The 14,563-nt window shown below is 43.7% G+C and carries 7 protein-coding genes; 4 read left to right on the top strand and 3 right to left on the bottom strand.

Annotation, left to right across the window (positions count from 1 at the left end; all coding sequences use genetic code 11):
• Positions 1-426 precede the first annotated feature (426 nt).
• Complete coding sequence (locus tag VB740_RS32140; protein ID WP_323203878.1) at positions 427-3,267, top strand: choice-of-anchor D domain-containing protein; 2,841 nt, start codon at positions 427-429, stop codon at positions 3,265-3,267.
• 197 nt (positions 3,268-3,464) lie between these two features.
• Here the strand turns inward: VB740_RS32140 and VB740_RS32145 are convergent, their stop codons facing one another.
• Positions 3,465-3,893 (bottom strand): hypothetical protein, encoded by a 429-nt coding sequence (locus tag VB740_RS32145; protein WP_323203879.1) that lies wholly within the window; start codon positions 3,891-3,893, stop codon positions 3,465-3,467.
• Positions 3,894-4,006: 113 nt separating this feature from the next.
• On the opposite strand from VB740_RS32145, the gene VB740_RS32150 reads away from it, so the two are divergent.
• Complete coding sequence (locus VB740_RS32150; protein WP_323203880.1) at positions 4,007-5,860, top strand: S8 family peptidase; 1,854 nt, start codon at positions 4,007-4,009, stop codon at positions 5,858-5,860.
• 220 nt (positions 5,861-6,080) lie between these two features.
• On the top strand, positions 6,081-6,305 hold the full coding sequence (locus VB740_RS32155) for a hypothetical protein (protein WP_323203881.1): 225 nt from the start codon (positions 6,081-6,083) through the stop codon (positions 6,303-6,305).
• A 2-nt stretch (positions 6,306-6,307) separates the two neighbouring features.
• Here VB740_RS32155 and VB740_RS32160 read toward each other — a convergent pair whose 3' ends face one another.
• A complete protein-coding gene (locus tag VB740_RS32160) occupies positions 6,308-6,631 on the bottom strand; it encodes a thioredoxin family protein (protein ID WP_323203882.1) in 324 nt (107 codons plus the stop codon).
• Positions 6,632-8,554: 1,923 nt separating this feature from the next.
• Here VB740_RS32160 and hetF point away from each other — a divergent pair.
• A complete protein-coding gene (gene hetF / locus VB740_RS32165; protein ID WP_323203883.1) occupies positions 8,555-11,056 on the top strand; it encodes a cell division protein HetF in 2,502 nt (833 codons plus the stop codon).
• 129 nt (positions 11,057-11,185) lie between these two features.
• Here hetF and VB740_RS32170 read toward each other — a convergent pair whose 3' ends face one another.
• Positions 11,186-14,140, bottom strand: coding sequence for a COR domain-containing protein (locus tag VB740_RS32170; protein ID WP_323203884.1), 2,955 nt, complete (start codon positions 14,138-14,140; stop codon positions 11,186-11,188).
• Positions 14,141-14,563 lie beyond the last annotated feature (423 nt).

Here is a 14,563-nt window from a genome sequence, read left to right on the forward strand (position 1 = left end):
TTCAAAGTCTCTCTCCTTTTAGGAGAGAGAAATAGAAGTGAGGTTTTCCAGATGCTGCTGAATTGTCAGATCCAAATCTAGTTCTGACAATCATAGAATGTCTAACAAAAAACGCAGAGAAGACAGCAAATGTCTCCGGCTTTGCCCTGCCTTGCCTAAGTGTAAATCGTCCGAACACCCTCAATCAAATACTGGCGATTGACGATATCGACATCCTTAGTTTAACTATCAACGCTTGATAGGAAAAAAATTTTAGGTCTTACAACAGTGTTTCTACAAACGACGCGATTTTAAGTTGCGATCGCCTACAACTGCGACTGTCTTTAAAAGTCCAGGAAATAGCCCATTGAAATAACTACTTAGCAACTTAGTTTATTGCTGAGAGCGTACTACCAAATTCCTTTACACACATTCGGAGTTAATCTCATGGCTGGCAAAACATACTACGTTTCTGGAACAGGCAATGATAAAAGTAATGGTTTGAGCGAGGGAGGCGCATTTCGCACGCTCCAAAAAGCCGCGGACTTGGTACAAGCAGGTGATACCGTCTATGTCATGAATGGTACTTACACAAATATTTACGCTAATATCCTGAATATTACAAATAAGCATGGTACCGCTAGTGCGCCGATCAAATTTACTGCTTATCCTGGACACAAACCTGTTTTAGAAGCACACAAAAACAATTGGAATGCTATCTCAATTACAGGCTCTTCTTATGTAGTAATTGAAGGCTTAACATTGGAAGGAGCACGAGATGAAATTACATTAGAATATGCGCTCCAGCAAAAAGATAATTTGAATAACCCCGCAACATCTGGTAACGGTATTAACGTTACATTCATCGATAGTGCTATCAAGAAACGTTCACATCACATCACAATTAGCAATAACAACGTTTCTAATTTTCCCGGAGGCGGGATTACAACAATTGAAGCAGACTACATTACAGTAAAAAATAACCTCGTTTCTGGAAATTCTTGGTATTCACCTTTTGGAACCCAAGGAATTACAATATTTAAATCTTGGAACTCTGACGGCAATGTAAAAGATTACAAAGTAATTATTCAAGGCAACACCTCTTTTGATAATAAACAATTAGTGCCTTGGGTTCAGGTAGGACAGATCACAGAAGGTCATGGAATAATGCTTGATACTTCTTATATTGATGATGTTGCTTACACTGGCAAGGCCTTAATTAGTAATAACTTAGTTTACAACAATGGTGGTGGAGGTATTCAGGTTTTCAAAGGAGAAAATCCTGTAGATATTGTGAATAATACAGCCTACCAAAACTCACAAACACTTCCAGTCGGAGAAATTTTCCTTAACAGTGCTAAAAATGTTAGGGTCTATAACAATATTATGTATGCGACTGACGGAGAGTCTGCCACTTCTATTTCTAATTCTAGTAATGTTTCATTTAACAATAATCTCGCTTACAACGGAGTTTTGAAAGGCACAGGCTCAGGAAATGTTGTAAACAAAGATCCCTTGTTTGTTGATGCCGCGAATCGTGACTTTAGGCTCAAACCTGGAAGTCCTGCAATCGATGCTGGTTCCAGTGCCTTCAATAGCATCACTAAGATTGTTCCCCTAGATGGTGATGGCAACGGCAGTGTATTGACTGATATTGGTGCATACGAAGCCCCCACCAATAAGACTCCTAGCCCCGAAATTCAAGTTCTTGATGGCACAGTTGACATTGCAGATAACAGTACCACCGTCATTAACTTTGGCGAGACCGTTGTTGGCAGCACCGTGACCAAAACTTTTACCATTAAGAACACAGGTATAGCTGCACTCAACTTGACTAATCTCCAACTCCCCGACGGCTTTAGTTTGGTAGGAACTCTTCCAGCTACTCTGGCTGCTAACACTTCGGCGAATATAACGGTGGCACTAAATACAACCACTGGCGCAACCTACACTGGTAACTTCAGTTTAAGCAACAACGATAGTAACGAAAGCCCCTTTGACTTTGCTATTACTGGTAAAGTTAATGCTCCCGAAATTAAAGTTATCAATGGCACAACTGACATTGCAGATGGCAGCACAACTGCCATTGACTTTGGCAACGCCGCTTTCGGTAGCACCGTTACCAAAACTTTCACCATCAATAATATCGGTAAAGCTCCACTCAACCTGAGTAATCTCCAACTCCCCGACGGCTTTAGTTTGGTAGGAACTTTTCCAGCTACCTTGGCTATCAATAATTGGACGAATATAACGGTGGCGCTCAATACGAATACACCTGGAACCTATGGTGGCAGATTCAGTTTGACCAACAATGATCCTGACGAAAGCCCCTTTGACTTTGCTATTAGTGGTATAGTTAAACCTGCTCCTACCCCCGAAATTCAGGTTCTCAATGGCACGGTTGACATTGCAGATGGCAGCACCACTGCCATCGACTTTGGCAACGTCGCTTTCGGCAGTACTGCAACCAAAACTTTCACCATCAAGAACACGGGTACAGCTACGCTCAACCTGAGTAATCTGAAACTCCCCAACGGCTTTAGTTTGGTAGGAACTCTTCCATATAGCGTGGCTGCCAACACTTCAAAAAGTATCACGGTGGCACTCAATACGAATACACCTACACCTGGAACTTATGGTGGCAGCTTCAGTTTGACCAACAACGATAGTGACGAAAGCCTCTTTGACTTTGCCATTAGTGGCACAGTTAAAGCCCCTCTTGCTACCGAAATTTATCTTCTCAATGGCACTGCAAATTCTGAATACTTAAAAGGCAATGCCCCAGCCAACAAGATTTATGGCTTTGGGGGTGCAGACACTATCGTAGGTAATCTAGGAAATGACCAACTTTCAGGAGGCGACGGCAACGATACTCTTTGGGGAAATGATGGTGCTGACTTGCTCTACGGTAATAGCGGTAATGACAGGCTTTCGGGTGATAACGGTAACGATAAGCTATTTGGTGGTACCGGCGATGACCAACTATTAGGGGGCGCAGGCAATGACTGGCTTTATGGGGGCGCAGGCAATGATGTACTTACAGGGGGTTACGGCGCTGATACTTTTGTGTTGGCTTTAGGTGAGGGCACGGACTCCATTACTGATTTTGCAGTCGGCACTGACAAAATTGCCTTGTCAGGAGGTCTCCAATTTGGTCAATTGTTGATACAGCAACAAGGAAGTCAAGCCTTTATTATGAATAGTTCTGACAACCAAGTGTTGGCGAAGTTGGATAATGTCACTGCAAGTATACTTTCGGCTCAGACTTCCACTTTTATCACTGTTTAGCAAGAAAGGCAGTCCCGATGAAACAAGTTTCATCGGGACTGCCTCCTGCCTTCTTCAATTGTGTCTTTTGATAACCCAGTCTCTTCTCTACAAGAGGCTGCGCCAACGGAGCAGGTGTAGAGGAATAACTTGAGGTACACAGCTAAGGACATGGTAATGCCGTGTCCCTACGAGTATCTGTATTCATCTGTGGTTAGTTATTCTTGCGATCGCAAACTTTCTAACGCCCCCTCTAAGAACTTACCCCATTCTGCTGCCAAAGGGATTTCTGTAAACGGAACCCGCACTGAATCAGTAGATTCGGAAAATAGAAATTCTAACTCTATAGAACGACCTTTTTCTGGTAAATTTTCTAAATCTACTTTTTTATCATCTACTAAAAGATGTATTTCCCTAACATCAAGCAAAGAGAATGTTTCTAGTTTAATAGGCCCTTTAGGCGTGGGTTTTCCCCAAGTTAGATTGTTGCCTTTTTGACCCAATACTGCATAAATATCGTACTTAGCCCGTTCAAATTGCTCTGCCCAAGCGCGATAGGCTTCAACTTTTTGATACTCCTTCGAGCCTTGCCAAGCCAACCAAAAAAACATTACTAATAAGGGCAACCATAAAAGACCACGTTCCATCGTTTAAAAAAGTCCTGAGTGAAACTTGTAACTAAAAGTGCAAAATCCACCACTAAAGGATGGAGATAAGTTATGGTAGTGAGCAAACTGGCAAAAAGCGGTGATGAGTTAATATGAGAAAGCTTATATTATTGTGCTTGTTTGTCATTGGGCTAGTATCTGCCATATTTGGTTTCCTGAATTTTCAGGGATTGGCAGCCAAAGGAGAGTTTGAGACGATTTTGCTTGATTTTCGGGAAGATATTCCGTTATCAGTGGTGGAACAGAATCTGCAAGCGATCGCCAAACAATACAACGTTACACCCCAATTAGACAACAAGTTTTCCAAAAAAGATAATGTTTATATTATCAAGGGCGATCGCCAACGGCTCAAAGAACTGAAAAAATCTCAGTTTGCCCAAGCTACAGAATTCATTGAACCAAACTATATCTACAGCAAGATTCCACAACCTGGTAAAGCAGCTTGGCTGGGAGAATTTTTGCGACCCCAAGAAGATGATAATGAGACAAGCCCCTCATTAGTTGGCCCTAATGACCAATATTACAGCAAGCAGTGGAACTTGCACAAAATCGGTATTGAAGGCGCATGGAGTCAAACCAAAGGCAGCGGTGTCACAGTTGCAGTAATTGACACCGGTATTACCAAGGTGCGGGACTTGTATGAGACAAAATTCGTCAAAGGCTATGATTTTGTTAACGACCGAGAAGAAGCCACAGACGATAACGGGCATGGTACCCACGTTGCCGGAACTATTGCTCAAGCCACAAATAACAAATATGGCGTAGCTGGAATTGCTTACGAAGCCAGTCTGATGCCGTTGAAGGTACTCAGTTCATACGGTGGCGGTACTGTTGCCGATATTGCCGAAGCAATTAAATTTGCTGCTGATAAAGGCGCAGATGTGATTAATATGAGCTTGGGCGGTAGCGGTGAAAGCAAGTTGATGAAAGAAGCGATCGAGTATGCCCATAGAAAAGGCGTAGTTATCATTGCCGCAGCAGGAAATGAAAACGCCAATGGAGCAAGCTATCCAGCCCGCTATCCCTACGTCATGGGCGTTTCAGCAACTGGCCCAGATGGTGAAAGAGCGCCCTATTCTAACTTTGGTGCTGGGGTAGATATTTCTGCTCCTGGTGGTAGTGAAGCTGGTAAGATTCTCCAAGAAACTATCGATGAAAACGGCGAAGGGGTATTTCTGGGTTTCCAGGGTACAAGCATGGCTGCTCCCCACGTTGCTGGTGTTGCGGCATTAATCAAGGCTGCTGGCGTTAAAGAACCAGATGAAATCTTAAAAGTCCTCAAGCAGTCCGCACGAGTTATCCAGGATGATGGTTTGAACTATTATGGCGCTGGACAACTCAATGCAGAAGCAGCGGTAAAACTAGCCTTTGGTGGGCAAATCAGTTTTCCAGATTTCTTTCGGTGGTTACGGGATAACGGCTATCTAAACCCCGGCTTTTGGATTGATGGTGGTGCGGTAGCACTGTTACCCAAGCTTTTAATGGTAGTTGGTTCCTATCTGCTGGCTTGGTTTTTACGGGTTTACTTCCCCTTCACTTGGAGTTGGTCTTTATCTAGTGGACTAATCGCTGGGAGTTCCGGGTTATTCTTTCTCAAAGGAATCTATATTTTTGATCTTCCCCAATGGCCTTTCCGGGTTTTGGGCAGTTCAATTCCCGAACTAGGCAATACTCTCCAGGGAACCGATGCGTTGAATCCCCTGTTTGCTAGCGTACTGATTCCCATTGTGTTAATGGCATTGCTGCTGGGACATCCTAGTTGGAAATGGTTTGCCGTGGGTTCAACTTTAGGTGTAGCAGCTTGCTTGACAGTAAGTGCGTTTTTAGATCCGGCAGTTTGGGGTTTGGGAAGTGGTAACTTAGCACGCCTCTTCCTTATCGCCAATGCCTTAGTCTGTTATGGACTCGCTCGTTTAGCATTGAAAAACGAAGAAAAAACAGCATAATACCGCAAGGCGGAAGTCAAAAGTCAAAAGTTAAAAGTCAAAAGTTTTGTATATCAGGACTTTTGCAAGTTTTAAACTAGTAGCTTGATTTCCGCCGTGCTGTAATAAATGGGCATGGGGCATTGGTCAATAATTAATAGTTATTTTTCCCCTGCTTCCCGTGCTCCCTCATCCCCCACTCCCCACTCCCTACTCCCTACTCCCCCACTCAGCACTTCTTATGAGTATTAAACTTACAGGTACAATCGAACGCCGTGATATTGGTACAGGCGCATGGGCGTTAGTTACAGAAGAGGGCGTTACTTACGAAATCCTCAGAGGGGCTGACAAAGACTTACTCAAAGCCGGACAAAAAGCAAAGGTTAAAGGACAGGTGCGTGAAGATATCATGACAACTGCCATGATTGGCCCTGTCCTAGAGGTTAAATCTTTTGAGGTAATTTAGTTCTAGTTCTGACTAGCTGTGGAATTGAGAACCTCTTGAAGACGGCTTCTAAATTCCCCTTTGGGATGACCTCCTTTTACCTCACCCACAATTTCAAATTCCCCTTCTGGAGAATTGCAGATGATGTAAGTAGGCCATCCCATTTCTGATTTATCGGGATATTGAGTTAATAAAATCTTGCGATACTTGCGGTAAGCAGCCGTATCCTGCATTTTTACATCGATAAATTCTAAACCCAGTTCTTCAGCCACCTTTTTGTCATAAAAAGACATTTTGTGGCAAATGCCGCACTCTTCTGAAGAGAACTTAATTACAGCTAAACTCATGGGTTGGCGACTCTTTGATTCTAGGCAAAGTTTTTTAGCATGATGCCATGAAATATTACCATATAGCTGGTCATTCTTGGCAAATTAATAGTGAAACCCTGAACCAGTAACTTTTTCTCCTTCCCTGCTTCTAGTAGGGAAGGCAATTTTTTGGGAGGCTGAGGCTAGGCTGTTGACTTTGGCTATTTTTTGGGGAATTACCGAAAAATTATTTGTGCTGGTATTTGCTTGTGTGAAAGCGCCCGCAACAGCCATCTTTACGCCAAAATAAAAAACACAATTTCTGCATGAAGTATTGTGGGCTAAAGGGTACAGAGTCAACACCCTAGGCTGAGGCTCTTAACAAGAAATATTATGTAGTCAGCGGGGAAGCTCTGGTCTGAAGTTGAGAGCATGATTGCTGGCAGACAAAGAGTAAAGATCAAAATGTAGAAAAAAAATTAAGAATATGATTAAATATCATAGCAATCATTTTGGTGTGGCATCTCTAGCTCATAATAAAAAGTAAGCGATTCAGGAATAGCGTGATCAGGTTACGCTTTATCCTGGCAAGAGAAGGATACTCAAGGTCTACCAGCAGTAGCAACAAAAATAGCGGTGCGCTCCAGTTGTATAGGCGGCAAATGCTAGGGTGGGAGATGTCTAACGACAAGCCTCTATGTAAAAAAAACCCCCAGTGGGTGTTAGCCAACCAGGGGAGTTAGTTATCAGGGTGCATCTACCAATTAAATGTTCTCAGCTTGAACACCATATTCCGGATAAATTTGTACAAAGGTCAGTTATTTTTTAAAATAAAAAAACCCCAGTTAGTGTTAATCTAACTAGGGGAGTGAGTTATCAGGGTGCATCTACCAATAATTTCTTCTAGGGGCAACCAGTATCTTCCGGAGAAAATCGTTAAGATTGGGGTTGATGGCAATCGTAAATAGAAAAAACCCCCAGTGGGTGTTAGCCAACTAGGGGAGTGAGTTATCAGGGTGCATCTACCAATAATGTCTTCTAAAGTAAATGGGTAGCTACCGGATAAATTAGCAGAGGTTGAAGTTGTTACTGGTTGTTTATTAAAGAAAAACCTCAGAGGGGTTAGTTATCAGGACAAGCTTGCCAATTAAATAGACTGGTGCGCTGCCTAAATAATGGGTGTGTCAGCCCCTATGGGGAAGTCAAAAGTCAAGCATGATTGTTGGTTTAGGGCTTACGCACAAGAGATCCCCCAAACTCCTGAAAAAGTTGGCTCTTAGCGTAGCTGTAGCAACGTAGGAATGCGTAGGGTATGGAACTACTGAAAAGGTTCCCCGACTCTTAAAGCTTGCTAGTAAGAGCATTTTTGGATAGGAGAAGCAACTGGCGTAAGCTTATTTAGATATAGGTTTCAGGCTTTTAGTGCGTTTTTGTGCTTACTTCCTTCATAAAAAACCCCCCAGTGGGCGTTAGCCAACCAGGGGAGCTAGTTATCAGGGTGCATCTACCATTTAAATGTTCTAGGTTTGACCACCATGCTCCGGATAAATTTCTGAGAAAATTGATTATTTTCCTGTGCCAAAAAAACAAGAGTGGAGATTAACTTAATTAGGGGAGTTAAATATCAAGGGGCATCCCATCTACCAATCAAGTATTCTAGGTTAAGCACTATTTTCTGGTAGAGAATATCTGCGTCAAAAGTTGCTGTTGTTTGCCAAAATTAAAAAAACCCCCAGTGGGTGTTAGCCAACTAGGGGAGTTGAAGATCAAGGTGCATCTACCAATTAAGTGTTCTAGTCCTAAGTAATCCGATCCGGATAAAGTTGTAAAGGCAGAAAAACCAAAACAACTAGAATCAGAAACATTCAGGGGTGGGATGCATCTAAGTTATCAGAGGGAGCGAAAAATCGACTTGAAACTTTCGCGTTTCAAACCAGATTTAGGAGGCGGACAGGAGAAACTGTGACCCAGGAATTCCACATTTCGGTAACTCCTGTAGGGCAAAATGACTACTTGGTGCGGACGGAACAAGTCGCACCTGGGGTACCATTGGCAGAAGAATTGGTGACTTGGCCTGTCGCCGATTGGTTGATGGCTGCTGGGCATTTGATGAATGATCCGTTGAAGTCGGTGTTGCAAGGAGATCCATTCGCCTCTAGTGGACACGAAAGCGATATCGCCAGAAACTCTGTGAATTTGGTGGCGTTGGGTCAACAATTTTATAACGCCCTATTTCAAGGCACTCTCAGGGATAGTTGGATTACTGCTCAAGGTATTGCCCAGAACCATCAACAAGTACTACGCTTGCGCTTGGGGCTAAAAGACACCAGATTAGCTCGTCTGCCTTGGGAAGTGATGCACGCAGGCGATCGCCCTCTGGCTACTGGGCCTTATGTCGCTTTTTCTCGATTCCAAAGTGGAATTTTGGGGGCTTCGCCTTTGCGATCCCGAAATATGCCCATGCCACTAGAACAAGGTGGTATCAAAGTATTGATGGTAATTGCTTCTCCCTCAGATCAAGTCCGCCTTGATTTACAGAAACAGGAAGCTATCAAACTACAAGCAGAACTTCACCGCATCCCACGGCTTGCTGAAAGTAACAATCGTTTCCCACAAATTGAACTCACTGTGTTAGACCAACCAGGGCGGGAAGAACTGACACAAGCCCTAGAGCAAGGCAGATACCATGTTCTCCACTACTCTGGTCATAGTAATTTAGGTGCCAATGGCGGAGAAATTTATCTTGCTAGTCGCAGAACTGGCTTAACAGAAATCTTGACCGGGGATGATCTGGCTGGTTTGCTCGTCAACAATAATATCCAAATGGCAGTGTTTAACTCCTGCTTGGGGGCGTACACAGCTGCGTCCGATCCCTCTGGGGATACTGGCGAACGAAACCTAGCAGAAAGTCTGGTGAAGCGCGGAATTAGAAGCGTTTTGGCTATGTCAGAACGGATTCCTGATGAAGTGGCATTGACGCTCACACAATTGTTTTACCGCAACTTGAGTCAGGGATATCCAGTAGATTTGTGCGTCAGTCGGGTGCGCCAAGGATTAATTTCTGCCTATGGTTCTCACCACATGTACTGGGCATTACCAATTTTATATCTCCAGCCAGAATTTGACGGTTTTCTGAGCCAGGAAAGTGAGTTATCCGATAGTGCGGAGTTGTCCAAGCAATATAATTCGCCTTTAGGGGCAGGTTCGGCGATGTACTCTGCGATGGCAGATGATAGCCAGATGCCTTTAGGAATGGAGCAAATGCTCCCTTCTGATTTGGCGCGTGATTCTGGATTGGACTGGCTAGGTGAAGATACTTGGGGCGATCTGGTTGATGAAATTGAGTATGATGACCCAAGCTATGCAGAAGATTCTGCTATAGTTTCGGATTTGTTTCGTCAGCTAGATAACCAAAAAGCTCCAATTGAACTGGATCAAGAAATTTCAGAAAATAGTCCTCAGCAAAGTCAGGTTTCCGAGGAAATGAATTCTTTGCAAGAGGAAGCAGATTTGTGGGGAGAAGCTCCAGCACCACCACCTCAAATTCCTGGAAACTTGGAAGGAAATCGGCAAAATTCTGCTGATTTTTTGCGTTCGCAACCACCGCCACCAAGACCTCGTACCCGTCGCCGCAAGCTGTGGCCAATCGTTGGTATTGTGGGAATCAGTGCGTTAGCAGCTGCGATCGCTTTAAATTGGTGGTGGCAAAATCGATCTCAGCAAGTAACTCTGCCTAACATCCCAGGAATTCCTACCCAGTCTCTACCCATCAAGCAGCCAAATATCGACTTAGAAATAACATCAACTGGAATTGTCACCGCCACAGCTACGGAAAAGTTGAGCCAGGGCGACTTGCAAGGTGGGTTATTAGCTGTAGACGAACTACTCAATCGTGGCGCACTGACTGCGGCTGAAGCTGCTCTTAAACTGATTCCAAGTCAACAAGCTGACAATGCATCTGTGAACTTTTACAAGGGACGATTAGCGTGGCAGTCTATCCAAGCTAGAAATAATAACTATAGCGTCGATGATGCCCGTCGTTACTGGGAAACTGCTGCAAAAGCTAACCCAGAATCGCTTTTGTATAATAACGCTTTGGGATTTGCCTACTACGCAGAAGGCAATCTGAATCGAGCCAATGACTCTTGGTTCAAGGCTTTGAATTTAGCTCTCAAAGAGCAGAACTCAGACTCTAGTGCCGCAACATCTACAAATACAGCAGTCCCTAAAGATGCTTTAACTTCTTATGCTGGTTTAGCTCTGGGACTGTATAAATCTGCACTTACTCAATCTAGCGGTAAGCAGACACAATATCTGAATGAAGCGATTAAGCTGCGGCAAATGGTTCTCAAGTCTGATCCGGTGAATTTCCAGGTAGATGAATTAGGTAAAAATTGGTTGTGGACGGAGAAGGCGATCGCAGATTGGCGATCGCTCCTTCAGGAAAAGAGCGGAGAACAGTAAGATGTTGTGGTGGTGCGATCGCTTGTGACTCTGAATGAAAACATAAATTGTAAATTTCTGTTTCTAGTAAAACAAGCTAGTATTTAGGCGGTGAATTTTCCTTTTCAGTTTGATTAAACCAACATATTTTCAACCATCGATGAAGCCCTTGGTGGCTGCTATGACAATGCTAACAGCAGGATGATCAACTGCTTTTTCCAGAGCTTCTGATCCTGCTTCTTTCAAGGCATTGATAATTCGAGCTTTCAATTTTGGCTTTTGTTCTATTTCCTCTACTGCTTTGACACCAACCATCGCAGTACTAGAATATTCCTGTGAAAGTTGATTTAAAAGTTCTTTAATATCTTTTGCAGCTTGTGCCAAGTTTTGCGAGTTGTTAATTTGAGTGCCTATTTTATCACGCATGACTTTATCGCCACCAACGTTATCCCCAGAACCGGAGTGATTAAATGTTGACATTGAATTATTTTCTTTTTGATTAATTTGATTTTGTTGTTCTTGAACTTGATTTAGGCTGATAGATAGATGAAATGGTATTTGCGAAGATTGAAGAGGATTTGCTTCAACCCCCAACTGCTCTACAAGCAACCTCTCTTTACCCCTATCTATCACATCATCAATTAAGCTTAAGACATCAACCATTTGATAGCTTTTTTGGCATTGAATGCATTTTTGCTTATCAGCTACAAACTTTCGCAATATCTCAAAGGGGTAAAAATGTGGCTCTTGCCTATCTTTGCAGGTTTCACAATTACAGGGAATTAACTTGTTGTACTTCAGTCGCTTGTACGACTCATGAATTTTATCGAGTTCATGTGTAACTATGGTCATTAAATCTCTTTTGTGACGACCTGAGACTCGAATTTTAATCTCTCGCTGCCCGTAATATTCAATCACCTCTGCCTTCGTTTCGTCTTTGCTGAGAACAACGCCGCTTTTCCACACACACTGTTGCTCATTTATCAACTCATGCATGACGACGATGAATTGGGTGATGAAACCCTTGGGCATGAACTCGTAAGTGTAACGCAGAATCAGGTTGTTGGTTGGATTCCAGTCATTGGAGGGTTGATTAGCAGATAGCAGTTGTGGAGCAATATACTCTCCTTGGCTTCTAGGAATCTCGTAGCACAGCTTGAAGTTGATCATCAGATGCAATAGTTCATCATGCATCGTGGCGTATTCGTCTTCACACCAGATGTTTGCCAAGTCAGACCGGGTGAAACTGCCTAGGTTGCGAATCACTGTTTCATTATCCAGCACTTTGTAGACTGCATCAGTTCCCCACTTGGGTTTGAGGATGATAGTCTTGTTCAAAAGTGGGTCTTGCTGGAAGTGCAAGCATACTCCCAAATCGTGCAGATAGCTGCTCAACTGCAACTTGTCATTTCTTTCGGTGAAGCCATTTTGTTGGCAGATGTTCAAGTATTCATTCAAGCTGATGTAATTGCGTATATCACTCTCCAAAGCTTCCCGGACTCTAACCCAGGTTCTTGGGAGGGGACTGCCAATATGGGGCAGGTTTTGAACGTAATGCTTGATTTTTTGTAAAACTTGTACTAAACCTGTGTTGTTAGCAAGGTTGGTTGGTAAAATCTCCTTCAAATTAGCAAACTGCCCCCGCAACTGGGGTTCATTAATCTCCCAAGGATGTTTTAGCTTCTCATTTTTGATGATCAGTAGCGGACTGTTATCGCTGAACAGTTCCACCACATTCAGCCAATAGTGGAAATTGGTATCTTCCTTACGATTATCTGCTACTAGGGCATAGAGTGAACGTTTGGTAAGGAAAAACTGGTGAGTAGCATGGTAAATCTCTTGTCCCCCAAAGTCCCAGATGTTGACTCGAAATTCTCGTCCATTTTCCATTGGGAAATACCACTGGATAACCTCAATTCCCTTGGTAGAGTCCTCGTTTAGGAGTACATAATTTGGATCTTCAATCTTTTTCGCCAGTGTTGTTTTCCCTGCTCCGCCTTCGCCAATAATTAGTAACTTTGCTTCATATATATAATCTGTACCTTCTGCTTGCAGTTGTCGGAAATAATTCTGAATTGCCTTAATACCTTGTCCAACAATTTCTGGTGGCGGCTTTTCGATGGAGTTGCCGCTTAAATCCAGAGAAGTGAGTTTTTGCAGGCGGGCGATCGCTTCTGGCAGCGTCGTTAATTGGTTGCGCCTTAAATCCAGGTAAGTGAGTTGTTGCAGGCGGGCGATCGCTTCTGGCAGTGTCGTTAATTGGTTGCTGCTTAAATTCAGCCAAGTGAGTTGTTGCAGGCGGGCGATCGCTTCTGGCAGCGTCGTTAATTTGTCGCCGCTTAAATCTAGGGAGGTGAGTTGTTGCAGGCGGACGATCGCTTCTGGCAGCGTCGTTAATTGGTTGCGGCTTAAATCCAGGGAAGTGAGTTGTTGCAGGCGAGTGATCGCTTCTGGCAGCGTCCTTAAATAGTTGAAGCTGAAATCCAGGGAAGTGAGTTGTTGCAGGCGGACGATCGCTTCTGGCAGCGTCGTTAATTTGTTGCGGCTTAAATTCAGGGAAGTGAGTTGTTGCAGGCGGGCGATCACTTCTGGCAGCGTCGTTAATTGGTTGCCGCTTAAATCTAGGGAGGTGAGTTGTTGCAGGCGGGCGATCGCTTCTGGTAGCGTCGTTAATTGGTTGAAGCTTAAATTCAGGGAAGTGAGTTGTTGCAGGCGGGCGATCGCTTCTGGCAGCGTCGTTAATTTGTTGCCGCCTAAATCCAGGGAAGTGAGTTGTTGCAGGCGGGCGATCGCTTCTGGTAGCGTCGTTAATTGGTTGTGGCTTAAATCCAGGGAAGTGAGTTGTTGCAGGCGGGCGATCGCTTCTGGCAGCGTCGTTAATTGGTTGCCGCTTAAATACAGGGTAGTGAGTTGTTGCAGGCGGGCGATCGCTTCTGGCAGTGTCGTTAATTGGTTGTAGCGTAAATCCAGGGTGGTGAGTTGTTGGAGACTGGCGATCTCTTCTGGCAGTGTCGTTAATCCGTTGCGGCTTAAATCTAGTTTTTTAAGCTGTTTCTCTTTCGCTTCTCGGATTTTTTCAAGGAAACGTTGAGGCGTGTTTACCATACTGAGGTTCACCTGTTAACGAAAACTACATGTAATGCCCCTGATTCGCTGGACAATTTCGCAACCATTAATATTTTGCACTAATCCCAACAACCGCCACAAATTAGAAACCTCTGGCTGTAGCGAAAGTCCTCTTAAGAGGGCTAAATTCTTTCCATACTTGGGTTTTAGTCCACATTGAGTGGACTTTGGCTATGAGAAAGGAAATTCGAGTTCCAGGCAAAGGTGGGTGCTAATTAAGAATGCTGCAAGATATCGAAGCAATTTACTATTCTGTGTATTACTACACGAGTGCTAATAATTTTTACTGAATCTAAAAATAATTTATCATTACCAATGGTTCAGATTGGCTTGTCAACAAGTCTTTGATAAGCTAATCGGCATTTAAGTTGCATAATCAGGGCGGGCAAGATGCCCACCCCA

This window comes from Nostoc sp. UHCC 0251, from assembly GCF_034932245.1.
In the GTDB taxonomy this organism is placed as follows: Bacteria; Cyanobacteriota; Cyanobacteriia; order Cyanobacteriales; family Nostocaceae; genus Nostoc.